21 protein-coding genes and 1 pseudogene are annotated in these 23,725 nt (G+C 71.6%); 11 read left to right on the plus strand and 11 right to left on the minus strand.

Annotated features, from left to right (window positions below; all coding sequences use genetic code 11):
* From C2L59_RS09805 to C2L59_RS50280, 4 genes and pseudogenes are all read left to right on the plus strand, one after another.
* Positions 1 to 1,259 (plus strand): xanthine dehydrogenase family protein molybdopterin-binding subunit (locus C2L59_RS09805; protein ID WP_158263032.1); only part of this gene is annotated, 1,259 nt, incomplete at its 5' end.
* The gene (locus tag C2L59_RS09810) at positions 1,256 to 1,726 is read left to right on the plus strand and encodes a (2Fe-2S)-binding protein (RefSeq protein ID WP_103349205.1); all 471 of its coding nucleotides are present in this window, start codon (positions 1,256 to 1,258) and stop codon (positions 1,724 to 1,726) included. The genes C2L59_RS09805 and C2L59_RS09810, both read left to right, overlap by 4 nt.
* Positions 1,723 to 2,541, plus strand: coding sequence for a xanthine dehydrogenase family protein subunit M (locus C2L59_RS09815; RefSeq protein ID WP_103349206.1), 819 nt, complete (start codon positions 1,723 to 1,725; stop codon positions 2,539 to 2,541). Before C2L59_RS09810 ends, C2L59_RS09815 begins: the two co-directional genes overlap by 4 nt.
* 81 nt (positions 2,542 to 2,622) lie before the next feature.
* Positions 2,623 to 2,967, plus strand: a pseudogene (locus C2L59_RS50280) (ATP-binding protein); the annotation flags it as partial.
* 173 nt (positions 2,968 to 3,140) lie between these two features.
* Here the strand turns inward: C2L59_RS50280 and C2L59_RS49795 are convergent.
* Both C2L59_RS49795 and C2L59_RS48730 read right to left on the minus strand, forming a co-directional pair.
* A complete protein-coding gene (locus C2L59_RS49795; protein ID WP_255410251.1) occupies positions 3,141 to 3,275 on the minus strand; it encodes a hypothetical protein in 135 nt (44 codons plus the stop codon).
* A 133-nt stretch (positions 3,276 to 3,408) separates the two neighbouring features.
* Positions 3,409 to 3,696 (minus strand): hypothetical protein, encoded by a 288-nt coding sequence (locus C2L59_RS48730; RefSeq protein ID WP_233223379.1) that lies wholly within the window; start codon positions 3,694 to 3,696, stop codon positions 3,409 to 3,411.
* Positions 3,697 to 4,151: 455 nt separating this feature from the next.
* On the opposite strand from C2L59_RS48730, the gene C2L59_RS09825 reads away from it, so the two are divergent.
* Positions 4,152 to 5,009, plus strand: a complete 858-nt coding sequence (locus C2L59_RS09825; RefSeq protein WP_255410253.1) for a tetratricopeptide repeat protein — start codon at positions 4,152 to 4,154, stop codon at positions 5,007 to 5,009.
* 28 nt (positions 5,010 to 5,037) lie between these two features.
* A complete protein-coding gene (locus tag C2L59_RS09830) occupies positions 5,038 to 5,706 on the plus strand; it encodes a flavin reductase family protein (RefSeq protein ID WP_199198994.1) in 669 nt (222 codons plus the stop codon).
* 289 nt (positions 5,707 to 5,995) lie between these two features.
* Here the strand turns inward: C2L59_RS09830 and C2L59_RS09835 are convergent, their stop codons facing one another.
* Both C2L59_RS09835 and C2L59_RS09840 read right to left on the minus strand, forming a co-directional pair.
* On the minus strand, positions 5,996 to 6,982 hold the full coding sequence (locus tag C2L59_RS09835; protein ID WP_103349209.1) for a glutathione S-transferase family protein: 987 nt from the start codon (positions 6,980 to 6,982) through the stop codon (positions 5,996 to 5,998).
* An 8-nt stretch (positions 6,983 to 6,990) separates the two neighbouring features.
* Positions 6,991 to 7,467: a MarR family winged helix-turn-helix transcriptional regulator gene (locus C2L59_RS09840; protein ID WP_103349210.1), complete on the minus strand. Its 477-nt coding sequence runs from the start codon at positions 7,465 to 7,467 to the stop codon at positions 6,991 to 6,993.
* A 107-nt stretch (positions 7,468 to 7,574) separates the two neighbouring features.
* Between C2L59_RS09840 and C2L59_RS09845 the strand changes: the two genes are divergently transcribed.
* Complete coding sequence (locus C2L59_RS09845) at positions 7,575 to 8,132, plus strand: YceI family protein (RefSeq protein WP_103349211.1); 558 nt, start codon at positions 7,575 to 7,577, stop codon at positions 8,130 to 8,132.
* A gap of 22 nt (positions 8,133 to 8,154) precedes the next feature.
* Here the strand turns inward: C2L59_RS09845 and C2L59_RS09850 are convergent, their stop codons facing one another.
* From C2L59_RS09850 to C2L59_RS09875, 6 genes are read right to left on the minus strand one after another with little or no spacing between them, the layout of a single operon-like run.
* Complete coding sequence (locus tag C2L59_RS09850) at positions 8,155 to 8,760, minus strand: TetR/AcrR family transcriptional regulator (RefSeq protein ID WP_103349212.1); 606 nt, start codon at positions 8,758 to 8,760, stop codon at positions 8,155 to 8,157.
* Between the two features lie 9 nt (positions 8,761 to 8,769).
* The gene (locus C2L59_RS09855) at positions 8,770 to 10,773 is read right to left on the minus strand and encodes a TIM-barrel domain-containing protein (protein WP_103349213.1); all 2,004 of its coding nucleotides are present in this window, start codon (positions 10,771 to 10,773) and stop codon (positions 8,770 to 8,772) included.
* Between the two features lie 9 nt (positions 10,774 to 10,782).
* Positions 10,783 to 11,598, minus strand: coding sequence for a carbohydrate ABC transporter permease (locus C2L59_RS09860; RefSeq protein WP_103349214.1), 816 nt, complete (start codon positions 11,596 to 11,598; stop codon positions 10,783 to 10,785).
* Positions 11,595 to 12,536: a carbohydrate ABC transporter permease gene (locus C2L59_RS09865; protein WP_103349215.1), complete on the minus strand. Its 942-nt coding sequence runs from the start codon at positions 12,534 to 12,536 to the stop codon at positions 11,595 to 11,597. Before C2L59_RS09865 ends, C2L59_RS09860 begins: the two co-directional genes overlap by 4 nt.
* Entirely contained in the window at positions 12,533 to 13,765 is a 1,233-nt protein-coding gene (locus tag C2L59_RS09870) for a sugar ABC transporter substrate-binding protein (protein ID WP_103349216.1), read from the minus strand. Before C2L59_RS09870 ends, C2L59_RS09865 begins: the two co-directional genes overlap by 4 nt.
* 34 nt (positions 13,766 to 13,799) lie before the next feature.
* Complete coding sequence (locus C2L59_RS09875) at positions 13,800 to 14,807, minus strand: LacI family DNA-binding transcriptional regulator (RefSeq protein ID WP_103349217.1); 1,008 nt, start codon at positions 14,805 to 14,807, stop codon at positions 13,800 to 13,802.
* Positions 14,808 to 15,157: 350 nt separating this feature from the next.
* Between C2L59_RS09875 and C2L59_RS09880 the strand changes: the two genes are divergently transcribed.
* A complete protein-coding gene (locus tag C2L59_RS09880) occupies positions 15,158 to 18,085 on the plus strand; it encodes a glycoside hydrolase family 3 protein (protein WP_103349218.1) in 2,928 nt (975 codons plus the stop codon).
* 1 nt (position 18,086) lies between these two features.
* Here C2L59_RS09880 and C2L59_RS09885 read toward each other — a convergent pair whose 3' ends face one another.
* A complete protein-coding gene (locus C2L59_RS09885) occupies positions 18,087 to 18,908 on the minus strand; it encodes an SAM-dependent methyltransferase (RefSeq protein WP_103349219.1) in 822 nt (273 codons plus the stop codon).
* A gap of 122 nt (positions 18,909 to 19,030) precedes the next feature.
* On the opposite strand from C2L59_RS09885, the gene C2L59_RS09890 reads away from it, so the two are divergent.
* The 3 genes from C2L59_RS09890 to C2L59_RS09900 all read left to right on the plus strand — a co-directional run bounded on the left by C2L59_RS09890 (position 19,031) and on the right by C2L59_RS09900 (position 23,724).
* Complete coding sequence (locus C2L59_RS09890) at positions 19,031 to 20,362, plus strand: cytochrome P450 (RefSeq protein WP_103349220.1); 1,332 nt, start codon at positions 19,031 to 19,033, stop codon at positions 20,360 to 20,362.
* Between the two features lie 77 nt (positions 20,363 to 20,439).
* Positions 20,440 to 21,537: an alpha/beta hydrolase gene (locus C2L59_RS09895; RefSeq protein ID WP_103349296.1), complete on the plus strand. Its 1,098-nt coding sequence runs from the start codon at positions 20,440 to 20,442 to the stop codon at positions 21,535 to 21,537.
* 84 nt (positions 21,538 to 21,621) lie between these two features.
* Positions 21,622 to 23,724 (plus strand): bifunctional diguanylate cyclase/phosphodiesterase, encoded by a 2,103-nt coding sequence (locus C2L59_RS09900; RefSeq protein ID WP_103349221.1) that lies wholly within the window; start codon positions 21,622 to 21,624, stop codon positions 23,722 to 23,724.
* Position 23,725 lies beyond the last annotated feature (1 nt).

Here is a 23,725-nt window from a genome sequence, read left to right on the forward strand (position 1 = left end):
CGCGCAGCCGCGCGGTGGTCACGAACACCACGCCGGTCGCGGCCTACCGCGGCGCGGGCCGCCCGGAGGCGACCGCCGCCGTCGAGCGGGCGATGGACCTGTTCGCCGCCGAGCTCGGGCTGGACCCGGCCGACGTCCGGCGGGTCAACTTCATCCGGCCCGAGGAGTTCCCGTACCGGACGCCGACCGGCGCCTTCTACGACACGGGGGAGTACGCGGCCGCGCTGGACAAGGTCCTGGCCGCCGCCGGCTACCCGGAACTGCGGGCGCAGCAGCAGCGGCGGCGCGAGGCGGGGGACCCGGTCGAGCTCGGTCTCGGCATCGCCGCCTACGTCGAGATCACCGGCGGCGACGGCGGTGGCGAGAGCGGCCGGGTCGACATCCATCCGGACGGCTCGGTCGTCGCGTGGACCGGCAGTTCGCCGCACGGGCAGGGCCTCGGCACGTCCCTGGCCATGCTGCTGTCCGACCGGCTCGGCGTGCCGCTGGAGAAGATCACCGTCCGCCACGGCGACACCGACGAGGTGCCGAAGGCGATCGGCACGTTCGGCTCGCGGTCGCTGCAGCTGGGCGGCTCGGCGATCCGGCAGGCGGCCGACGCGGTGATCGCCCAGGCCCGCGAGCTGGCGGCGGACCTGCTGGAAGCCGCGTCCGACGATCTGGAACTGGACGTCGAGCGCGGGGTCTGGCAGGTGCGCGGCGCGCCGTCGAGCACCGTGCTGAGCTGGGCGCAGGTGGCTGAAGCCGCCTCGGACGGCAAGCTGACCGCCGACGTCTGGTTCGGCGACGGCCAGCCGACGTTCCCGTTCGGCGCGCACGTCGCGGTGGTCGAGGTCGACACCGAAACCGGCAAGGTCGAGTTGCGGCGGATCGTCGCCGTCGACGACGCCGGCCCGATCGTCAACCCGCTCACCTTCCGCGGGCAGCGCCACGGCGGCCTCGGGCAGGGCGCTGCGCAGGCGCTGCTGGAGGTCGTCACCTACGACGAGGACGGCAACCCGACGACCGCGACCCTGGCGGACTACTCCTTCGTCACCGCCGTCGAGCTGCCGGACTTCGAGCTGGTCGACATGGCCACCCCGACCGACCGGAACCTGCTGGGCGTCAAGGGGATCGGCGAGGCCGCGACGATCGGCTCGACGCCGGCGGTGCACAACGCCGTGGTGGACGCGCTTTCGACCCGCGGCGTCAAGCACCTGGACATGCCCACGACCCCGATCCGGGTCTGGGCCGCACTTTCGGAGGGGAACGCGCAGTGAAGGTCTCGATCGAGGTCAACGGGCGGCCGGTGACCGAGGAGGTGCCGGACCGGACGCTGCTGGTGCACTTCCTGCGCGACACCGCCGGGCTGACCGCCACGAACATCGGCTGCGACACGACGTCGTGCGGCGCCTGCACGGTGCTGCTCGACGGCGAGTCGGTCAAGTCGTGCACGGTGCTGGCCGCGCAGGCCGACGGCCACGCCGTCACCACCGTCGAGGGTCTGTCCTCTTCGGACGGCGCACTGCACCCCGTGCAGCGCGCGTTCCGCGAGCAGCACGGCTTGCAGTGCGGGTTCTGCACGCCGGGGATGATCATGGCGTCGGTGTCCCTGCTGGCGGACAACCCGCGGCCGACCCGCGACGAGGTCCGCGCCGGGCTCGAGGGCAACCTCTGCCGCTGCACGGGCTACCACAACATCGTCAGCGCCGTCATCGACGCTTCGGGCCAGGAGGTGGACCGGTGATCCCCGCTGCGTTCCAGTACCTGCGAGCGTCCACAGTGGACGAAGCGGTGGCGTTGCTCGCCTCGCACGGCGACGAGGCGAAGGTGCTGGCGGGCGGGCATTCCCTGCTGCCGCTGATGAAGCTGCGGCTGGCCGCGCCCGAATACCTGGTGGACATCGGCCCGCTCGACGAGCTGCGGTACGTCCGGCTCGAGGGCGACGAGGTCGTCATCGGCGCGCTGTCGAGGTACAGCGCGCTGGAGCAGGACCGGGTGCTGCTGGCGCACGCGCCCCTGCTGGCGCACGTGTCCGGGCTCGTGGGCGACCGCCAGGTCCGCCACCGCGGCACGATCGGCGGGTCGCTGGTGCACGCGGACGCGGCGGCCGACCTGCCCGCGGCGGTCCTGGCGTCGGACGCGGTCCTGGTCGCGCGCGGGCCGTCGGGGGAGCGGCGCATCCCGGCGGCGGAGTTCTTCCTGGGCCCGTTCACGACGCCGCTGGAGCCGGCCGAACTCCTGACGGAGATCCGCCTGCCCGCCCAGACGGGCCAGGGCTGGGGCTTCGAGAAGTTCACCCGCCGCGCGATCGACTGGGCGATGGCCGGGGTGGCGGTCGCCGGCGGCCGCGTCGGCCTGGTGAACCTGGGCGGCGTCCCGCTCCGGGCGACGGCCACCGAGGAGGCACTGGCGGCCGGGGCGTCCATCGAAGACGCGGCCGCGCTGGCGGCGGAGGGCACGAACCCGCCGGACGAGCCGCACGCGACCGCGGAATACCGGCGTCACCTGGCGCGGGTGCTGACCCGGCGGGCGTTGCAGCAGGCGGCTTCGCGGAGTTGACGACCCGGGGCGGCACCTCGCGTTCGCGGAGGTGCCGCCCCGGTCGGCTACCGTGGTCTGTCCAGCCGGTCGGGGGGCGCCATGGACCGCAAGTCCGTGAGCCTGCAAGACCTGATCCGGCGGCGGCAGGCCGGCGGCTTTGTCGGGCGGCGGGAGGAACTCGGGCAGTTCCAGGACAACCTCCGCCTCCCGGTCGACGACGTCCGGCGGCGGTTCCTGTTCGCCATCCACGGCGACGCGGGCACCGGGAAGACCTTCCTGCTCCGGCAGTTCACCCGGCTCGCGCAGGAGAGCGGCTGCCTCACCGCCTCGATCGACGAGTCGGTCTACGACATCCCGGCCGCCCTCGAAGCGATCTCGGCGAGCCGCGCGCGGCAGGACGCGCCGTGCAAGGAGTTCGCGAAACGGGCGGAGACCTACCGCAAGCACCAGTACGAGCCGGACTCCGACCCGGCGGCTCCGGAGGGGCTTTCGTCCGCGCTGACGCGCTCGGCGGTGCGCATCGGCCTCCGCGCCGCCGAGGACATCCCGCTCGTCGGGCCGTTCGCGAAGGAGCTGAACACCGACGCGGTCGCCGGCCAGGTCGACCGGCTGCGGGCCTACCTCAGCGGCAAGCTGCGCAGCCACCACGACGTCCGGCTGATGCTGTCGCCGGTCGAGGTGCTCACCCCGCTGTTCGTGGCCGACCTCGGCGAGATCGCGGCCGAGCGGCCGGTCGTCCGCTTCTTCGACACCTACGAGCGCACCGGCGGCTTCCCTCGACGCGTGGTTGCGGACGCTGCTGTCGGGCCGCTACGGCGACCTGCCCGCGAACCTGGTCCTCGTCGTGGCCGGCCAGCACCCCCTGGACGTCAACACCTGGGGCGACTACCTGGGCATCCGCGCGAACATCGCGCTGCCGGTGTTCACCGAGGCGGAGGCGATCGAACTGCTGGCCGCGAAGGGCGTGACGGACCGGAGCGTGGTCGACGTCGTGCTCGGGCTCACCGGCCGGCTGCCGGTGCTGGTCGCGATGCTCGCCGAAGCCCGGCCCGGGCAGGCCGAGGACGTCAGCGACCCCAGCGACAACGCCGTCGAGCGGTTCCTGGAGTGGGAGAGCGACCCCCGGCGCCGCGAAGCGGCCGTGCTCGGCGCGTTGCCCCGCCGCCTGGACAAGGAGACCTACGCCGCCGTGACGGGGTCGGCGTCGTCCGAGGCGGACTTCGCCTGGCTGCTGGGACTGCCGTTCGTCGCCGGCTACCGCTACCACGACGTCGTCCGGCAGGCGATGGTCCGGGTCCAGCGCCGGCGTTCGTCGGCCGATCGGCGCGCGCGGCACGAGAAGCTGGCCGAGCACTACCGCGCGGCCGCGGACGGCTCGTGGAAGGACGACCGGTTCGAGGCCATGGTGCTGGAGGAGCACTACCACCGGCTCTGCGCCCAGCCGTCGGCGGCGGTGCCGGCGGCCCTGACGGCGCTGGTCGAGACCCTGCACCTCGACCCGGAGTTCGTCCCGCGCTGGACGGCGATGATCCGGCAGGCGGGCCTGGACAGCGGAACACCGGCGCTCGCCGCCGCGGCGAGGAGCTGGCGGCGCTGCACGCGGACGAGGGCCGCGGCCGCCTGGACTTCTGCACCCGGCTGGCGTCTGGCCGGTCGCCTTCCGCGGCGAGGTCCACCGCGAAGCGAAGCGGTACGAGGAGGCGGTGGCCGACCTCAGCCGGGCCATCACCCTGGACCCCGGGTACGTCTGGGCGATCTCCTGCCGCGGCCTGACGTACCAGCTGATGGAGCGGTACGCCGACGCCCTCGCGGACTTCGACCGCGCACTGGAGCTCGACCCGGGCTCGGCGTGGGCCCTCGGCATTCGCGGCGAAACGTACCGCCTGATGGACCGCCGCGAGAAGGCCCTCGCCGACTTCGCCGACGCCCTCGAGGCCGATCCGGGCTACCACTGGGTCCTGAGCAGCCGCGGCGCCCTGCACCGGGACGCCGCACGGTTCCGGGAGGCCCTGGTGGACTTCGACCGGGCGATCGAGCTCGAACCCGACGGGCTGCCCTCGGTCGAGAAGCGCGCCGAGACGTACCGGGCGATGGGCCGCTTCGACGAGGCTCTCACCACCTTCGGCGACGTGCTCCGGCGCGAACCGGAGAATGCCTGGGTCCGCTACCAGGTCGGGCTGATGCGGTGGCAGCAGGGCGAGAAAACGTTGGCGGACAACGAGTTCGCGGAGGCGGTCGAGCTGGAGCGGGTGGTCCTGCCGCGCGCGGCGGGCCGTGAGTTCACCGTGGCTGTCCACCTTTCGGCTCGCGGCCTTCCCGAACCCGCCCTGACCCAGCTCCGGGCGGCCCTGGCCGCGCCTCACGACGCCGAAGACGTCCAGGCGGCGTTGGACGACTTCGCGGAGCTGCACCGGACGACCGGCCACGACGTCTCGCGTCCCGTGTCGCTGCTCCGCACCGCGATGGCCGATTACCGCCAGCGATGAGTCGCGTGTGGACGGCAGACTCCGGTGTGTGGAAACTGTTGTGCATACGGTTATCGAGCCCGGAATCCTTTACTTCGGTACCCCGGTGGTGCTCATCTCCAGCGTCAACGAGGACGGTTCGGCCAACCTGGCGCCGATGTCGTCGGCGTTCTGGCTCGGGTGGCGGGCTGTTCTCGGGCTCGGGGCTCGGTCCAAGACTGCGCAGAACATGTTGCGTACGCGGGAGTGTGTGCTGAATCTGCCTTCCGATTCCCAGGCGTCGTCGGTCGACCGGTTGGCGTTGACCACCGGGTCGGATCCTGTTCCGGCCGGGAAGCGGGAGCGAGGGTACTTTCATGTGGCCGGCAAGTTCGAGCGAGCCGGGTTCACGGCTGTTCCTTCGGAGACGGTTGCGCCGCCGCGGGTGGGGGAGTGTCCCGTTGTCATGGAGGCGGTGGTCGAGGCGGTGCATCCGGTGGGGGATGATGGGGGTGTGGTTGCGTTCGAGGTTCGGGTGCAGCGGGTTTTCGTTCATGACTCGGTTCGGTTGGCCGGGAGTTCGGATCGGATCGATCCGGATTCCTGGCGGCCGCTGATCATGAGTTTTCAGAAGTTCTATGGGTTGGGGTCTCAGGTTCATCCTTCTACGCTGGCGCGGATTCCGGAACGGCTTTATCGCGGGCCTGATATTGACCGGGCTCGGGGGGCCGGGTGCTAAATCTCGGGATAGGCCCGCAGCCTTAACGGCTACGGGCCCACACCCGCGCCCGCCTCCGCGGTACCGGCTGCTCACGCAGGGCCCGTCGCTCCACGGCCGCACGGTGCTCGCCGCCCGCAACGTCTGCTGCCCCTGTCGCCGCGGCAACTGAAGCCTCACGGAGCCCGCCGCCCGCCGCAGCTGCCCCGCGAGGGCACCCTCGCGAGCTCGCACCCGCCGACCGCCGCCGCTGCCCCGCAGTCCCGGTGCTGCGCCGGCCGCTACCAGCGATCCCGCCGCAGCCCCCCCGTCATACCAGTGCGGGCACCCTCTCCTCCGCCGGAGGCGGGCCCGGTGGGGTGCCGTCGCCGAAGGGGTGTCCTCCCAGCTGTTCGCGGTCGTGGCGGGTCAGCCAGCCCGCCGTGTCCGGGCCGGCCGGGATTATGCCCGTGGGGTTCACGTTCTTGTGGACCACGTAGTAGTGCTCCTTGATCTGGGGGAAGTCGATCGTGTCGCCGAAGCCCGGGGTCTGGAACAAATCGCGGGTGTACGCCCACAAAACCGGGAGCTCCGCCAGCTTCTGGCGGTTGCACTTGAAATGCCCGTGGTACACCGCGTCGAAGCGGACCAGGGTGGTGAACAGCCTGATGTCCGCCTCGGTGATCGTGTCGCCCACCAGGTAGCGCTGGTTCGCCAGGCGCTCCGACAACCAGTCCAACCGGGCGAACAGCTTCTCGTACGCGCGCTCGTACGCTTGCTGCGAGCCGGCGAAGCCGGCCTGGTACACCGCGTTGTTGACGTCCGTGAACACCTTCTGGGCCACGTCGTCGATCTCGTCGCGCAGCTTCTCCGGGTACAGCTCGGGCGCGCCGGAGCGGTGGTGCGCCGTCCACTCCGTCGACATGTCCAGGGTCATCTGCGCGAAGTCGTTCGTCACCACCTGGCCGGTCGGGATGTCGACGAACGCCGGGACCGTGATGCCGCGCGGGTACTGGGGGTCGCGCTTGAAGAACGCCTCCTGCAGGCGCTCGATGCCGAGCACCGGGTCGCGGCCACCGGGGTCCAGGTCGAAGCTCCAGCTGCGCTCGTCGTGCACCGGGCCCGCGATGCCCATCGACAGGACCGGCTCCAGGCCCAGCAGCCGGCGCACGATCACCGCGCGGTTCGCCCACGGGCAGGCGCGGGCCACCACCAGGCGGTACCGGCCCGGCTCGACCGGCCAGCCGTCGCGGCCGTCCGCGGTGATGCGGTCCGGGAGGTAGTTCAGGTCCCGCTTGTACTCGCCCTTGTCGGTCATCGGCGTCCTCAGCAGTCGTCGGTCGGGGGAGTGGTGTCCAGTGCCGCGGCCAGCCGGGCCAGCACCGGCCCGGCCGTGCGGATGTCCTCGGCGCTCAGGTGGTCGAACACCGAAGCCCGCACGCGGGCGAGGTGGCTCGGGAAGGCCGCCTCCAGTCTGGCCAATCCGGCCGCGGTCAGCACGGCGTTGGACGCGCGGCCGTCCTCGGCGCACCGGCGCTTCTCGACCAGGCCGCGGCGGGTCAGGTCGTCGACCACCCGGCTGATCCGGCTCAGGGACAGGCCGGTCGTCGCGGCCAGCGCCGAGATGCGGAGCAGGTGCTCCGGCGCCTCGGACAGCGCGACCAGCACCCCGTAGTCGGTGATGGTGAGGCCCGTCTCGGGCAGGAAGTGGTCCTCGAGCGCGCGTGGCAGCGCCGTCATGATGCGCATCAGCGGCCGCCAGAAGGCGGCTTCGTCGAGGTCGAGCGCGGACAGATCACCCATACCGGCGAGCTTACCCAAAGCTTGCTTGCGCAACCAGTAAAAGTGAGTACAGTGTCGTTGAACCCTCAATCACCGGGGGGCGCCACCACGAGGAGAGAAGAACAGCGATGACCAGCGCGACCACCTACCCCCAGCTGACCGGCGAATACACCCTCGACCCCACGCACTCGCGGATCGGGTTCGTCGCCCGGCACGCCATGGTGACCAAGGTGCGCGGCAGCTTCAACGAGTTCACCGGCTCCGCCACCATCGACGGCGACGCGCCGGAGAAGTCGTCGGCCCAGGTGACCATCCAGGCCCACAGCATCGACACCCGCAACGCCGACCGCGACGGGCACCTGAAGAGCAACGACTTCCTGTCGATGGACGAGTACCCCCAGATCACCTTCACCTCGACCGAGATCAAGCAGGCCGGCGAGACCAGCTTCGAGGTGACCGGCGACCTGACGATCAAGGACGTCACCCGTTCGGTGACCATCCCGTTCGAGTTCGAGGGCGCCGCGAAGGACCCGTTCGGCAACGACCGGATCGGCTTCGAGGGCTCCACCACGATCAGCCGCAAGGACTACGGCATCACCTGGAACGCCGCCCTCGAGACCGGTGGCGTGCTGGTGAGCGACAAGGTCACGCTGGAGTTCGAGATCTCCGCGATCAAGTCCGCCTGAGCCCCGGGGGCGGGGACCGGCGTCAGCGCCGGCCCCCGCTCGCCCGCAGGTTCCCGATCCCGACGTCGAGAGCCGCTTCGAGGTGATCGAGGCGGCCGGTCGACAGCATCACCACCACGCCGCCCTGGATGCCCGCCAGCAGGGCGGCCGCCGTGCGTTCCGCATCCAGGTCCGGGCTGACCTCGCCACCTTCCTGCAGGTGGCGGATGCCCGCGGCGATCTCGTCCTGCCAGCGCCGCAGCAGCTCGCTCACCACGGCCTGCGCCCCCGGCGTCGCGCGGCCGAGCTGGGAGATCAGCACGTTGAGCGGGCAGTGCTGCCCGCGGCCGCGGTAGTGCGAAACCACCGTGTCGCGCCAGCGCTGCCACGCCGCCCACGACGTCAGCCGGCCCAGCTGCGGCTGCTGGACCTCGATGACCTGGTCGGCCTCGAACCGCGCCACCGCCAGCAGGAGCTCGTCCTTGCCCTCCGGGAAGTAGTGGAAGAGCTGGCTCTTGCTGGTCCCCGTCCGCGCCCGGACGTCGTCGAGCGTGGTGACGGCGACCCCGCGCTCGCGGATCTCCGCCGCGGCGCCTTCGACGATCCGCTGCCGCGTCGCGGCACCCTTCGGGGTCAGCTTTGGACTCACGGGTCCACATTAACCCTCGCGGATCGGCAGCTCCGCCCCGTCGCGGAGGAACACCGGGATCCGCGCGGCCGGGGCCGGCGCGTCGATCCAGCCGCCGCCGTCGTGCCGCGTGCCGGTCACCGCGTCCGTCCAGGACGCCCCGGCCGGCAGGTACACCCGGCGGGCCGTCACCCCGGGTTCGAGCACCGGAGCCACCAGCAGGTCCGGGCCGAGCAGGAACTCGTCGTCCACGTCCCAGGCCGCCGGATCCGCCGGGAAGTCGACGAACAGCGGGCGCATCGGCGGGATGCCCTGCTCGTGGGCCACCCGCATCTGCTCCATCAGGTACGGCCGCAGCCGCTCCCGCAGCCGCAGTGACGCCGTGATCGCCTCGTAGGCCGGCTCGCCGAACGACCAGACCTCGTTGGGGCCGCCGGTCATCTCCGGGCCGAACGCCGGCCGCGGGTCGCGGAAGCCGTGCAGGCGGAACAGCGGGCAGAACACCCCGTAGGAGAACCAGCGGACCATCAGCTCGCGGTACCCGGGCGAATCCGGGTCGCCGCCGTGGAAGCCGCCGATGTCCGTCGTCCACCACGGGATCCCCGCCAGGGCCACGTTCAGCCCGGCCCGCACCTGCGCCCGCAGCGATTCCCAGGTCGCGCCGACGTCACCCGACCACAGCGCCGCGCCGAAGCGCTGGCTGCCCGCCCACGCCGACCGGCTCAGCAGCACCACCTCGTCGTCGCCCTCGGCGCGGATGCCGTCGTGGAACGTCTGCGCGTTGACCTGCGGGTAGAGGTTGAACACCTCCGCGCCCGGGCCGGCGTGGAAGCCGAGGTTGTGCGGGTGACCCGGCTGGATCTCCGGCTCGTCGCCGTCCAGCCACCACGCGCGCACCCCCAGGTCGTAGTAGTTCTGCTTGACCTTGCTCCAGACGAACCGCCGCGCCTCCGGGTTGGTGGCGTCGTAGAACGCCACCGGCATCTCGACGCCGAACCCCTTGTCCTTCCACGGCGCGTGCGCCGGGACACCGCTCTCGGCGGCGACCAGCAACCCCCGCTCGTGCAGTTCGCGGTAGTTCGACGACAGCGGGCTCACCGACGGCCACACCGAGACCATGAGCTTGACACCGAGGTCCGAAAGCTCGCGTACCAGCCCGGCCGGGTCCGGCCATTCGGCCGGGTCGAACCGCCAGTCGCCGAGGTGCGTCCAGTGGAAGAAGTCCGCCACGATCACCGACAGCGGCAGCCCGCGCGAGTGGTACTCCCGCGCGACCGCGAGCAGCTCCTCCTGCGTGCGGTAGCGCAGCTTGGACTGCCAGAACCCGGCCGCCCACTCCGGCAGCATCGGCGCGTGCCCGGTCGCGTCGGCGTAGTGGCCCAGGATCTGGCGGGGGCCGTCGCCGGTGGTGATCCAGTAGTCGAGCTGGCGCGCGTCGTCGGCGACCCAGCGGGTGCCGTTGGCGGCGAGCTCGACCCGCCCGACGGCCGGGCTGTTCCACAGGAACCCGTAGCCGCGGCTGGACAGCAGGAACGGCACCGACACCTCGGCGTTGCGCTGCACCAGGTCGAGCACCAGACCCTTCTGGTCGAGCCGGCCGTGCGTGTGCTGGCCGAGCCCGTAGAGCCGCTCGTCGTCGTAGGCGGTGAACCGCTGCTCCAGCCGGCCGTACCCGTTGCCCGACGGCATGAACAGCCGCGCGCCGGGCCACCAGAAGTGCGCGCGCTGCTCGGCCAGCAGCTCTTCGCCGGTGTCGGTGCGGACGAACCGCAGCTGCGCGTCGATGCCCGTGTCGGTGTCGGCGATCTCGACGATGGCGGTGAGCGGGCCGTTGACGACCCGGCCGGTGCGCCCGTCCACCGACGCGGTGGCGGCGGACGGCTTCGCGGGCAGCAGCGCGCCCGGGACGTCGTCGAGGATGCGGTGCCGCCCGGCGCGCACGCGCAGGCTGCCGTCGCCCCACGGCTCGACGCGCAGCACCTCGTGCCGGACGCTGACTTCGAGCGAGCGGCCGTCTTCGGTCGTGGCGATCAAGCGGACTCCTTAGTCTTTGACGGCGCCGCTGGTCAGCCCGGCGACGACATAGCGCTGGGCGACGACGAGCAGGACGGCCGCGGGGATCGCGGCGAGGAGGGCGGTGGCCATGATCCCGTTCCAGTCGGCGGACTGGTTGCCGACGAACCGGTAGATGCCCACGGTGATGGGCTCGAACGACTGCCCGGTGGTCAGGGTGACGGCGAACAGGAAGTCCGCCCAGGCGAACAGGAACGCGAACAGCCCGGCGGTGACCAGCGCGTTGCGGCTGACCGGCAGGATGATCGAGAAGAACGTGCGCCAGTACCCGGCACCGTCCACCCGGGACGCCTCGGTCAGCTCCTTCGGCACCGAGATCATGAACGCCCGCAGCAGCAGGATGGCGAACGGGATGGTCGCGGTGGAGTCGGCGAGCACCAGCCCGAGGTAGTTGTCGATCAGGCCGAGATTGCTGAACACGGTGTAGAGCGCGTTGGCCATCACGATGCCCGGGATCATCTGCACGATGAGCAGCACGAACATCAGCACCGGCCCGCCGCGCACCTTGAGCTGGGCCAGCGCGTACGACGCCGGTGCGGCCACCAGCAGCGAGACCAGCACCGAGCCGAGCGCGACGACCACGCTGGAGAGCAGGTTCGGCCCCTGCGTCGCGAGGGCCTTCCGGTAGCCGTCCAGGGTGCCGCCGGTGGGGAAGAACGCCGGGTCCGGGCGCAGCAGCGCACCGCTCGGCTGCAGGGAGGCGTTGAGCATCCAGTACAGCGGGAACAGCAGCACCGCGACGATCAGGACGCCGAACACCGTCCGCGGCCAGTTCGAAGTCCTCATACCGCCGCCTCCGCCAGCGTCGCCTTCGCCGAGCGCAGGTACAGCAGCCCGAACACCGTCGCCACCACGATGAGGACGTTGCCGACCGCGGCGCCCTGCCCGAACGCGAAGTCCTGGAAGGACAGCCGGTACGACCACGTCGTCAGCGTCTGCGTCGCGTTGGCCGGGCCGCCGCCGGTGACGACCATGATCACGTCGAACACCTTGATCGTGTAGACCAGCCCGAGCATCAGCACGATCCCGGTGACCGGCCGCAGCAGCGGCCAGGTGACGTGCCGGAACCGCTGCCACGCCCCGGCGCCGTCCAGCTCGGCGGCTTCGTAGAGCGACGCCGGGATCGCGCGCAGCCCGCCGTGCAGGATGACCAGGTTGAACGGGATGCCGATCCAGATGTTGGTCAGGATCACCGCCGGCAGCGCCCAGTTCGTGCTGCTCAGCCACGGCACCGCGTCGAGGCCCACCGCGCGCAGGAAGGCGTTGAGCACGCCGTGGTCCTGGTCGAACATCCACCGCCAGACCGCGCCGCTGACCACCAGGGGCAGCAGCCACGGCAGCAGGAGCAGCGACCGCAGCAGCGCGCTGCCGAGGAAGCGGCCGTTGAAGAACACCGCCAGCGCCAGGCCGAGGCCGAACTGGAAGACCAGCGACCCGGCGGTGAACAGGACCGTGTTGAGCGCCGCCGTCGAGAACAGCGGGCTGGTCAGCACGGCGGAGTAGTTCGCGAACCCGACGAAGGGTGCTTCGCCGGTGTAGAACGACTTCACCGTGTAGTCCTGCGTGCTCATCACCAGGTTCGCGGCCAGGGGGTAGCCGAAGAACACGACGACGTAGGCCACCGCGGGCAGCAGGAACGCCCACGCGGCGAACCGGTTGTCCCGGCGGGACTTCCGGCGCGCGCGCGTCGCCGCCGAGACCGCCGGGGCGGCGGCGAGCGTCACGAGCCGCTCGTCTGCTGCGCGGCCTTGAGGGCCTGGTCGACCGGGGTCTTGCCGGTCAGCGCCGCCTGGAGCGCGTCGGCCAGCGCCTGCGAGACCTTCGGGTACTTTTCGCCGAGCTCGGCGGTGCGGGAGCGGGCGGTGCCGACCTCGTCGACGAACGCCTGCATGGCCGGCTGCCCGGTGCCGAACTTCTGCGCGGTGGCCGTCTTCGACGGGATGTAGGCGTGGGCCTTGCTCCACTCGAGCATCGTCGGCTCGGACAGGATGCAGGAAAGCACCTTGCCGGCGGCCTGCTGGCCCGGTCCGTTCGTGACCGGCACCGTGCCGACCTCGCCGCCGAGCGCGACCACCGGCTTGCCGCCGGCCTGCGGCACCGGGATCGGCACGACGCCGTAGTGCAGCGCCTTCTGCTCGTCGAGCCGGGCGATGTTCCACGACCCGTTGATCATCATCGCCGCGTTGCCGCCGACGAACTGGTCGGCGACGTCGTTCTGGTTCCAGGTCACCACGGACTTCGACGCCGAACCCGAGTTCACCAGGTCGGTGACGTACTGCAGCGCCTGCACCGACTGCGGGGAGTCCAATTGGGACAGTTCCGCGCCGTTGCTCCAGAAGAACGGCAGGAACTGCCAGGTGCCCTCTTCGGACGGGACGGCGGAGAAGGCCAGGCCGTACTTGCCGTCCTTGGTCAGCTTCGCCGCGGCGGCCTTCAGCTCGTCCCAGGTCTTCGGCGGCTCGACGCCCGCGGCCTGCAGGAGGTCCTTGTTGTAGATCAGCGCCAGGCCGTTGACGCCGGGCGCGACCCCGTACACCTTGTCCTGGTAGGTCCCGGCCTTGACGATGCTCGGGTAGTAGCCGTCGGTGGTGATGCCGTAGCCGTCCAGCGGGGTCAGCGCGCCGGTCGCGGCGACCTGCTGCAGCGTCGGGTTGTCGGTGAACAGCAGGTTCGGCAGCGTCTTCGAGCTGGCGCCCTGCAGCACCTTCGGCAGCATCTGGGCGGTCGGCACCTTCTGGCGCTCGATCTTGATCCCGGTCTGCGCGGCGCACGTGTCGAGGATCTTCTGCCAGGCGGCGGACCCCTGCTCGTCGGCGTAGTAGTCGAGTTCGGTGATCGACGTGGCGGCCGGGGCGCCGGCGCCGCCCGGCGCGGACGGGGCCGGGCTGGGGCTGCAGGCGGCCAGCAGCGCGGCACTCGCGGACAGCAAAAGGGCGCGTCGAACTACGGACATGGTGATTCTCCTTCGGCAGCGGAGCAGAACCGGATCAGGCGCGCGGCGATGCGGTGCTCTCGCGCCGGGTGAGGCGGGGCCCGAGCAGCCGGACCTCCGGGGTGGTGTGGCCGGCGAGCCGGCGCATGGTCATCTCGACGGCCTGGGTGCCGACCTCCTCGGCCGGGATGGCCACGTTGGTCAGCGAAACCACGTGCTGCTCGGCCATGCTGTCCGGGCACACGGCGATGACCGAGATGTCCTCGGGCACCCGCAGGCCGCGGTGGCGCAGGTCCGACAGCAGCCCGGGCAGCACGGCCTCGTTGTGCACGACCAGGCCGGTCAGGTCCGGGTCGGTGGCGAGCAGGTCGTCCAGGCAGGCGCTCACCGCTTCGTAGGAATGGGCGCACGACCGGGAGGCCGCCCGGACGTCCCGGCTCTTCGCGGCTTCGTCGAAACCGCGCAGGAACCGCGTCGCGTAGCTGGTGCCGCGGCGGTAGACGGCGGGGGAGGGGCCGATCAGCGCGATCGAGCGGTGGCCGAGTTCGGCCAGGTGCGCGACGCACGCCGAGCCGGCGGCGGTGAAGTCGAGGTCCACGCAGCTGAGCCCGGCCGGGTGGTCGGGCACGCCGATGAGCACCACCGGCAGGTCGAGGGCCAGCAGCATCGGCACCCGCGGATCGGCGGTTTCGATGTCCATCACCATCAGCGCGTCGGCGATCGCCGACGACGCCACCCGTTGCAGCGCAGCGGGTCCCTCGTCCTTGGTGAGCAGCAGCAGGTCGTGGTCGTGCGCGCGGGCCGCGGTGACCGCCGAGGCGACGAACTCCATCACCACGGCGACGTTGAGGTCCGTGCGCAGCGGCACGACCAGGGCGAGCACGTTGGTCTTGCTGCTGGCCAGCGCCCGCGCCCCGGCGTGCGGGTGGTACCCGAGCTTGCGGATGCTGTCCTCGACGAGCCGCCGGGTCTTCGGCGAGATCGAGCGCTTGCCGCTGATCACGTACGACACCGTGCTGGGGGCGACCCCGGCCGCGTTGGCGACGTCGTTGATCGTGACCACGGGCGGCCTCCTGGGGACGGGGGAGGAGAGCGTCGGTGTCGAAGCGCATCGACGATGGCACGAAGGTAAGTGACACCCGCCGGAAACACAAGCGCCATTCGCCGTTCGCCCGTATTCGATTCACTTTCGACAACGGCCGCCTTCGTCGAAATTGTCGAACAGCCCAGTTGGCGGTTTTTCTTGCAGCTCAGCGCGGGATTGCCGCCCCTCGGCCGCCCCGTCTGGGAGCGCTCACGGACAGTCTTGACCCCACGCTCACACGGCTGTAATAGTCGTCAGGCTCCCCACCCTTCGACGCGAATGTTCCGCGCCGCGCCGTCGAAACGATTCGACGATTCCGGAGGCTGTCCGTGCGCAAGTCCCTGTTCCGCCGTGCCCTCGTCCCGGCGGTGGCCGCGACCCTGCTGCTGGCCCCTTCGCCGGCGCTCGCGGCCCCGCCACCCCCGTTCCGCGACCCGTCGCTGCCGTTGCCGGCGCGGATCGACGACCTGCTGTCCCGGTTGACGGCGGACGAGAAGATCTCGCTGCTGCACCAGTACGAACCGGCCATCCCGCGGCTCGGCATCGGCGTGTTCAAGACGGGCACCGAAGCACTGCACGGCGTGGCCTGGTCGACCGACTACGACAACAAGGGCGCCGTCGTGAAGGCGGACGGCACGGTCTTCCCGCAGGCCATCGGCCTGGCCACCACCTGGAACCCGGCGCTGGTCAAGCAGGTGGGCGCGGCCGTCGGGCAGGAGGCCCGCGGGTTCAACGCCCGCAACCCGACGCTGTGGGGCCTCAACCTGTGGGCGCCGGTGGTGAACCTGCTGCGCGACCCGCGATGGGGCCGCAACGAGGAGGGCTACTCCGAAGACCCCTACCTGACCGGCGAGTTCGCGAAGGCCTACGGCCACGGCATGCAGGGTGACGACCCGCGGTACCTGCAGGCCGCGCCGACGCTGAAGCACTTCCTCGCCTACAACAACGAAGCCAACCGCGACACCAGCAGCTCTTCGGTGCCGCCGAAGATCCTGCACGACTACGACGAGCAGGCGTTCAAGATCCCGCTGCAGGCGGGCGCGGCCAACGCCGTGATGCCGTCGTACAACCTGGTCAACGGCCGGCCCAACCACGTGAGCCCGGACCTCGACGGCAAACTGCGGAAGTGGGCGCCGCAGGACATCGCCGTCGTCAGCGACGCCGGTGCGCCGTCCAACCTGGTCACCTCCGAGAAGTACTACGCCACCAAGGCCGAAGGCGACGCAGCGGCGATCAAGGCGGGGCTCGACAGCTTCACCGACAACGACACCGACGGTTCGATCACGGTCGCCGCGGTCAAGGAGGCGCTGGCCAAGGGCTTCCTCACGATGGCCGACGTCGAGAACGCCGACCGGCACCTGCTGTCGCTGCGGTTCCGCCTCGGCGAGTTCGACCCGCCGGGCCGCAACCCGTACGCGAAGATCACCCCGGCCGTGATCGGCTCCCCCGAGCACCAGGCCCTGGCCCGCAAGACCGCCGACGAGCAGATGGTGCTGCTGCGCAACAACGGCGGCGCGCTGCCGCTGAACGCCGCGCAGAACAAGAAGATCGCCGTCGTCGGCCCGCTCTCGGACACCCTGTACGAAGATTGGTACAGCGGCGCGATGCAGTACAAGGTCACGCCGGTGCAGGGCATCAAGGAGCGGCTCGGCTCGGCGGGCACCGTCGCGTCGTCCGAAGGCGTCGACCGGATCGCGCTGAAGGACCTCGCCACCGGCCGCTACCTGACGGCCCCCGCGACCACCGGCAAGATCACCGCCGGCGGGACCGTCGCGGGCACCGCGGAGTCCTTCGACGTCTACGACTGGGGCGCGGGCAAGAACACCCTGCGCGCGGCCGCGAACGGCAAGTTCCTCAGCTACTCCGGCGGCGCGCTGGTCAACGACGTCGACCAGCCGGCCGGCTGGTTCGTGCAGCAGCAGCTGAAGCTCGACGCCCAGCCCGACGGCAGCTACGTGCTGGAGTACGCGGGCAACGAGGTCAACGAGCCCTGGTTCGGCCCGGACAAGTTCGCCGTCGTCGGCGCCGACGGGATCCTGACGATCTCGTCCCCGGACGCCGCCCACGCGACCAGGTTCGGCCGTGACGTGCTGACCAGCGGCGTCGGCAGCGCGGTCGCCGCGGCCGAGGACGCGGACACCGCCGTCGTCGTGGTCGGGAGCATGCCGTTCATCAACGGCCGCGAGGCGAACGACCGCACGAGCACCGAGCTCGCCCCGGCGCAGCGCGCGCTGGTCGAAGCCGTGCAGAAGGCGAACCCGCACACCGTGGTCGTGGTGGAGAACAGCTACCCGACGACCGGCTGGGACAGCCTGTCCGTGCCCGGCGTCCTGTGGACCAGCCACGCCGGGCAGGAGACCGGGCACGCGGTCGCCGACGTGCTCTTCGGCGACCAGGACCCGAGCGGCCGGCTGACGCAGACCTGGTACGCCTCCGACGCCGGGCTGCCGGGCATCCTGGACTACGACATCGCCAAGACCGGGATGACCTACCAGTACTACCGCGGCAAGCCGCTGTTCCCGTTCGGCTACGGCCTGAGCTACACCAGCTTCCGGTACACCGAGGTGCGCGCGTCGCAGGCCGGCGGGAAGGTCCAGGTCAGCGTCGACGTGACCAACACCGGCGCCCGCAGCGGGTCCGACGTCGTCCAGCTCTACTCGAAGAACGCCGGCGTGCAGCGGTTGCGGGACTTCTCGAAGGTCACCTTGGCGCCGAAGCAGACTCGCACGCTGCGGTTCGAGGTGCCCGTGGCGGACCTGGCGACCTGGGACGTCGCGCGGAACCGGTCCGTGGTGGCGGAGGGGGTCCACGAGTTCTCGGTGGGGCGCAACGCCACCGACCTTTCGGCACCGCAGCCGGTCCACGTGCCGGGAGAACGCCCCCTGCCGCGCGACCTGAGCCGTCCGACGCAGGGCCGGAACTTCGACGACTACGCCGGGACGACCTTGACGGACACGTCGAAGGTTTCGGGCACCTCGGTCGCGGGCGTGGCCGGGAGCTGGGTGGCGTACCGCAACGTGGCGTTGGCCGGCCCGGCGCGGTTCTCGGCCTCGGTGTCCGCCCCGGCGGCGTCGAAGATCACGATCCGCCTGGACTCGCCGACGGGCCGCGTCCTGGGCACGGCTCCGGTCGCGAGCACCGGCGACCACTACGCCTACGCGACGGTGACGGCCGCCCTGGCGAAGGCGAGCGGCCGGCACGACGTCTACCTGACGTTCGACGGCCCGGTGAACCTGGCGACGTTCTCGCTGCGGTGAGCTAGGGCTTCCGGCCCACGCCGGCGTACGGGAGGGAGTTGACCGACGGGTCGTCGGACATGTCGCCGGCGCCCTCGGGGTTCCACATCGCGCAGCCGACCAGGCCCGGTTCGACCAGGTCGAAACCCTGGAAGAACCGGAGCACCTGGTCGTGCGTGCGCGGGAACGGGCGGTTCTGCTGGTTCTGCCGGTGCGTGTACACCTCGATCGCCTTGTCGAGGCCGGCCGAGCCGGAGTCCGCCGCCACGTGCGTGAGGGCGAGGAAACTGCCCGGGGCGAGGCGATCGCGGTAGCGGGTGAGGATGCCGGCCGGGTCCCACGAGTCGGGCACGAAGTGCAGCAGCAGCAACATGAACACCCCCGTCGGCTGCTCCGGGTCGAGCAGCCGGCGGGCCGGCTCGGCGTCGAAGATGTCGTTGACGTCGCGCAGGTCGGCCTGCAGCACCGCGCAGTTGTCGTTGCCCTGCAGCAGCAGTTCGCTGTGCGCGACCGCGACCGGCTCGCGGTCGACGTAGACCACCCGGCACGCCGGGTCGATCTGCTGGACGATCTCGTGCAGGTTCCCGACGGTCGGGATGCCGGAGCCGACGTCGAGGAACTGGCGGATCCCGGCGTCCACCATGTGCCGCGCCGCGCGGCGCAGGAACGCGCGGTTGAGCCGGGCCGCGTCGCGGATGCCGGGCATGATCTCGAGGATCTGTTCCCCGAGGGCGCGGTCGGCGGCGAAGTTGTGGTCGCCGTCGAGCCAGAAGTCGTACACCCGGGCCGGGTTCGGCACCGTGGTGTCGATCTCCGGCGGTACCCAGCTCAGCTCTCCGGTCACGGGACCTCCCACCCTCGTGGACTCTCGGGTCGCGAAGCTTAGCCCCCTCAGCCGTTCGTGTGACTCGCGCTCCCGGGGCCCGGCGTCCCGCTAAGGTGTTGCGGTCGCGAGGAGACGAGGCCATGACGAACCCGCGTCCCGCGCCCGGCCGGGTTCCCCTGCTCGGGCACACCGTGCCCCTGCTGCGTGACCCGCTGAAGTTCTTCACTTCCCTGCCCACGCACGGCGAAGTCGTCGAAATCCGGCTCGGCCCGCTGCCGGTGCACGTGGTCACCACCCCGGAACTGGCCTGGCGGGTGCTGGCCACCGAGGCCGACAAGTTCGACAAGGGCCTGGTCTTCGACAAGATGCGCCCGCTCTTCGGCGACGGCCTGGCCACCTCGAACGGCGAGCTCAACCGCCGCCGGCGCCGGCTGGTGATGCCGGCCTTCGGGCGCGCCCGGATCGCGGGCTACGCCGAGCACACCATGACGAAACTGGCCGCCGAGCTGGTGGATTCGTGGCAGCCCGGCGAAGTCGTCCAGTTCGACCGCCGGATGCAGGACCTGGTGCTGACCATCGCCGGGCAGACGATGTTCTCCACCGCGCTCGGCGACGAAGCCCTCGCCGAGATCCGGCGCTCGATCCCGATCATGCTCAAGTACGTGCTGGTGCGGGCGTTTTCGCCGCGGTTCGTCGAGAAGCTGCCGATCCCGGCGAACCGGGAGTTCGACGCCGCGGCCGCGCGCCTGCGCGCGGTGATCGGCGAAACCGTCGTCGCGGCCCGCGAAACCGGCGCCGACCACGGCGACCTGCTCTCGATGCTGCTGCTGGCCCGCGACGAGGACACCGGCGAGGGCATGTCCGACCGCCAGGTGCACGACGAGGTCATCACCATCCTGACCACCGGCGCCGAAACCACCGCGGTTGCGCTGGCCTGGTTCTTCCACGAGCTCGGGCAGCACAGGGAGGTCGAACGCCGGTTCCACGCCGAGGTCGACGCCGTCCTCGGCGGCCGGCCCGCGCGCTTCGAGGACCTGCCGGATCTGGTCTACACGCACCAGATCGTGAACGAGATCGTCCGCCGCACCCCGCCGCTGATCCTCATGCGCCGCGCGCGGGAGGACGTCGAGCTGGGCGGGGTGGTGCTCCGGGCGGGCAGCGAGGTCGCCGTCAGCCAGCACACGCTGCACCGCGATCCGCGCTGGTTCCCCGAGCCGGATCGGTTCGACCCGGACCGCTGGACGCCCGGCCGCACCGCGGAACTGCCGAAGGGGGCGTACATCCCGTTCGGGGCCGGCGCCCGGCTGTGCCCGGGGCACGTCTTCGCGCCGGCCGAGATCGGTATCGTCGCGGCGACCATCGGCGCCCGCTGGCGGTTGGTCCCGGTGCCGGGGCAGCGGGTGTACGCGCAGATCAAGGCGACCATGCAGCCGAACCGGCTGCCGATGACCGTGGTGCCCCGCCGGACCTGAGGGTGCCGGTTCCACTACCGGGTGTAGTGTTCCCGGGTCCCGAACAGCAGCTGTGCCCGACGAAAGGGAAGTACGGCGTGAGACGGCCGCTCAAGCTGACGTCGGCGCTGGTCGCCTGCGGTGTCCTGCTCGCCTCGCTGACCGCGGCGGTGCCGGCCGAGGCCGTCGCGATCTCCTGCAGTGACACGGATCTCCCGGTCACCGGGCCGGGCCTGCCACCGCTGGTGCCGGGCGCTCCGGCGACCGTGCACGGCCGGCTGTGCCTGCCCGCCGGGGACGCACCCGGCACCGTCCAGCTGCTCGTGCACGGCGGCACGTACAACAGCGTGTACTGGGATCTGCCGTACCAGCCGGAGCGCTACTCCTACCAGCGCGACATGGCCGCGCACGGCTACGCGACCTTCGCCGCCGACCAGCTCGGCGCCGGGCGCAGCAGCCGGCCGCTGAGCCTGCCGCTGTCGGTCTGGGCCGAGGCGGAGGCGCTGCACGAGGTGGTCGGCCACCTGCGCGCCGGCCGCGCCGGCGGGGTGCCGTTCGCGAAGGTGGTCATCGTCGGGCACTCGGTCGGCTCGGGGGTCGTCGCGGTGGAGGCGTCGACCTACCACGACGTCGACGGCGTCGTCCTCACCGGCATCACGCACCTGCCCGCGCTGCCGGTGCTCGCGCTCGGCGCGGCGCTGGGCCTGCAGCCCGCGATGCTCGACAGCCGGCTGTCGACCCTGGGCAGCGACCCGCTGTACTTCACGACGAAGCCGGGCGCACGGGCCGGGTTGTTCTACGCCGCGGGCGACGCCGACCCCGCGGTGATCGCCGCCGACGAGGCGACGAAGGACCAGGTTTCCGTTCCCGGGATGGGCACGGTCGCGTTGTTCGGCATCGTGGTGCCGTCGACGTGGGGAATCACCGTACCGGTTTTCCAGGTGGTGGGGGAAAAGGACGTCCTTTTCTGCGGGGTGCTGGCGTTGCGTGACTGTTCGGACGCCGGGGTGCTGCGGGCGCAGGAGGCGCCGTACTACGCCGATCCGTCGAAGTTGTCGATGTACGTGCTGCCCGGCGCGGGGCATTCCGTGGCGTTGCACGAAAACGCCGGCGAATACCGCGGTGCCACCCGCACGTGGCTGCAGGACCGGCTGGGCGTCGCTCCGCAGGGTTATCACCCGATCGGACGAAACTGAATCCGTGCGTCCCACGCAATTTCAGGCCAAGATAGATCGGTTACCCCGAACCGGTGGATGCACTGAACCCTGGGACAGCCTGAGGTGACTGCTCCTCATCCCCGCGGCGACGGCCCGCGGAAGAAACCGTCGGCCGAACGCGCGGCGCGCCGGCTGGGCACGCTCGCGCGCAAGTGGGGCTACCTGATCAGCACCACGGCGTACCTACCGCACACCCCCGAGGAGATCGAGCGTGAGCTGGCGGTGCTGTCCGGTCGGCTGTTCGAGGCGGTCGTGAGCGATCCACCGGACCTGGCAGGGGCCGCCGCCGCGGGCGGGCGGCTCGTCGAGCTGCGGTGCGTCGGCGCGGACAGCCTGCGGCGCAGCCTGGAGGTGCTGGCCAAGGCGCTGCTGCGCGAACCGGAACTGCACGGGGTCGACGCGCTCGCCGAGCGGGTCGTGCTGGTGCTCGGCGCGTTCAGCTCCGGCTACGGCGAGATGCTGCGCGAGGACATCCAGAAGCGGCAGGAGGGCCTGAGCCGCGCCCTGCTGAAGGTCGAGCAGGAGACGCGGCAGAAGCAGGTGATCACCCGTGCGCAGTTCGAGGAGGTGTTCGCCGGCTCGGCCAGCGGTGTCGCGCTCACCGAGCTGGACGGCCGGGTGCTGCGGGCGAACGCGGCGCTGGCCAAGACGCTCAACCGCACGCCGGCCGAGATCGCCGCGCTGACCCTGTTCGACCTCGTCCACCCCGAGGACGTCGAGCAGCTGCGCGACGGCTACCGCGAACTGGTGGCGGGCCGGCTGCACCGGCTGCGCACCGGGCGCCGCCTGGTCGGCAAGGACGGCGAGCCGATGTGGGCCACGTTCGCCGCTTCGGTGATCCGGGACGCCGTCGGCACGCCCCGGCAGGTGCTCACCATCGTGGACGACGACACCGAGGTGTCGCTGCTGCAGCGGCGGCTGAGCCACCAGGCCCTGCACGACGTGCTCACCGGGCTGCCGAACCGGCAGTTCTTCAGCACCCGCTTGGAAACCCTGCTGCGCGACGCGGACGCGGCCCGCGGTGTCACGCTCTTCCACCTCGACCTCGACGGCTTCTCGCAGATCAACGGCGGCCTCGGCCAGGAGCTCGGCGACCGGGTGCTGCGCGGGGTCGCCGCCAAGCTGAAGACGCTGTTCGAAGGGGAGAAGGCGCTCGTGGCCCGGCTCGGCGGCGACGAGTTCGGCGTCCTGGTGCAGAACACCGCGGACACGCCGGACGTGGTGACGCTCGTCCGCCGGATCACCCGCGAGCTCGCCGAGCCCGAGTACGTCGACGGGCAGCACGGGGTCGCGGTGTCGGCCGCCATCGGCGTCGTCCACCGGCCGCCGCGGGACGTCACGCCGGCGGAGCTGCTCCGGGCGTCGGACCTGACGCTGCGGCGCGTGCAGCGGACCGGGAACCAGTGGGGCCTGTTCGACCGCGAGCTCGACAAGCGCGACCGGCACGACTTCGGCCTGGCCGCGGCGATGGCGGGCGCGTGGGAGAACGGCGAGGTCGGAATCGGCTACCGCGCGCTGGTGCGTCCGGGAGACGGCTCGATCGAGGGTGTCGAGGCCCGGCTGCGCTGGAACCACCCGGGTGAAGGCGTGCTGGCGCACGAAAGGTGCGTCCGGCTGGCCGCGGAAACCGGGCTGGCGCTGCCGCTGGGCACCTGGCTGCTGCGCACCGCGGCCGGAGACCTGGCGGCCTCGGGGCTCGGCGTGCCGCTCGTCGTCGAGCTGACGGCGCCGCAGGCGGCCGATCCCGAGCTGGTCGGCGAGATCCGCGAGGTGCTGGCCGCCACCGGCCTGCCGCCGGATCGGGTGCGCCCCGGCTTCCCGGCCGCGGCGTTGCGCGCCGAGGCCGGCGACACCGCGGACAACCTGCGGGTGCTGGCGGAAATCGGCGTCCCGGTGGAGATCCACGGCTTCGCCGACGTCACCGGCCTCACGGAGTTCCCGGCCCGCGCGGTGCGGATCGCGGCGAACCTCGTGGCGCGCCGGGAAAACCCGCTGGTGACCGGCACGCTTTCGGCGTTGGTCGACGCGGCCCACGCCGCCGGGGCCACGGTGTCGGTCGACGGCGTCGAGACGCCCGGACAGGCGCAGTGGTGGCAGGAGCGCGGCGCGGACCTGGTGTCCGGGCCCGCGTTCCCCGCGCTGCCGGGCGGGTTGCCGTCCTGCTGAG

Origin of the sequence: Amycolatopsis sp. CA-128772, from assembly GCF_002904295.1 — a bacterium.
GTDB lineage: Bacteria > Actinomycetota > Actinomycetes > Mycobacteriales > Pseudonocardiaceae > Amycolatopsis.

What these genes read in the sequence shown, in the direction of transcription:
- C2L59_RS09835 (WP_103349209.1), bottom strand. Translation starts at nt 6,982, where the DNA reads ATGACCGACAAGGGCGAGTACAAGCGGGACCTGAACTACCTCCCGGAC.
- C2L59_RS09840 (WP_103349210.1), bottom strand. Translation starts at nt 7,467, where the DNA reads ATGGGTGATCTGTCCGCGCTCGACCTCGACGAAGCCGCCTTCTGGCGG.
- C2L59_RS09845 (WP_103349211.1), top strand. Translation starts at nt 7,575, where the DNA reads ATGACCAGCGCGACCACCTACCCCCAGCTGACCGGCGAATACACCCTC.
- C2L59_RS09860 (WP_103349214.1), bottom strand. Translation starts at nt 11,598, where the DNA reads ATGAGGACTTCGAACTGGCCGCGGACGGTGTTCGGCGTCCTGATCGTC.
- C2L59_RS09870 (WP_103349216.1), bottom strand. Translation starts at nt 13,765, where the DNA reads ATGTCCGTAGTTCGACGCGCCCTTTTGCTGTCCGCGAGTGCCGCGCTG.
- C2L59_RS09890 (WP_103349220.1), top strand. Translation starts at nt 19,031, where the DNA reads ATGACGAACCCGCGTCCCGCGCCCGGCCGGGTTCCCCTGCTCGGGCAC.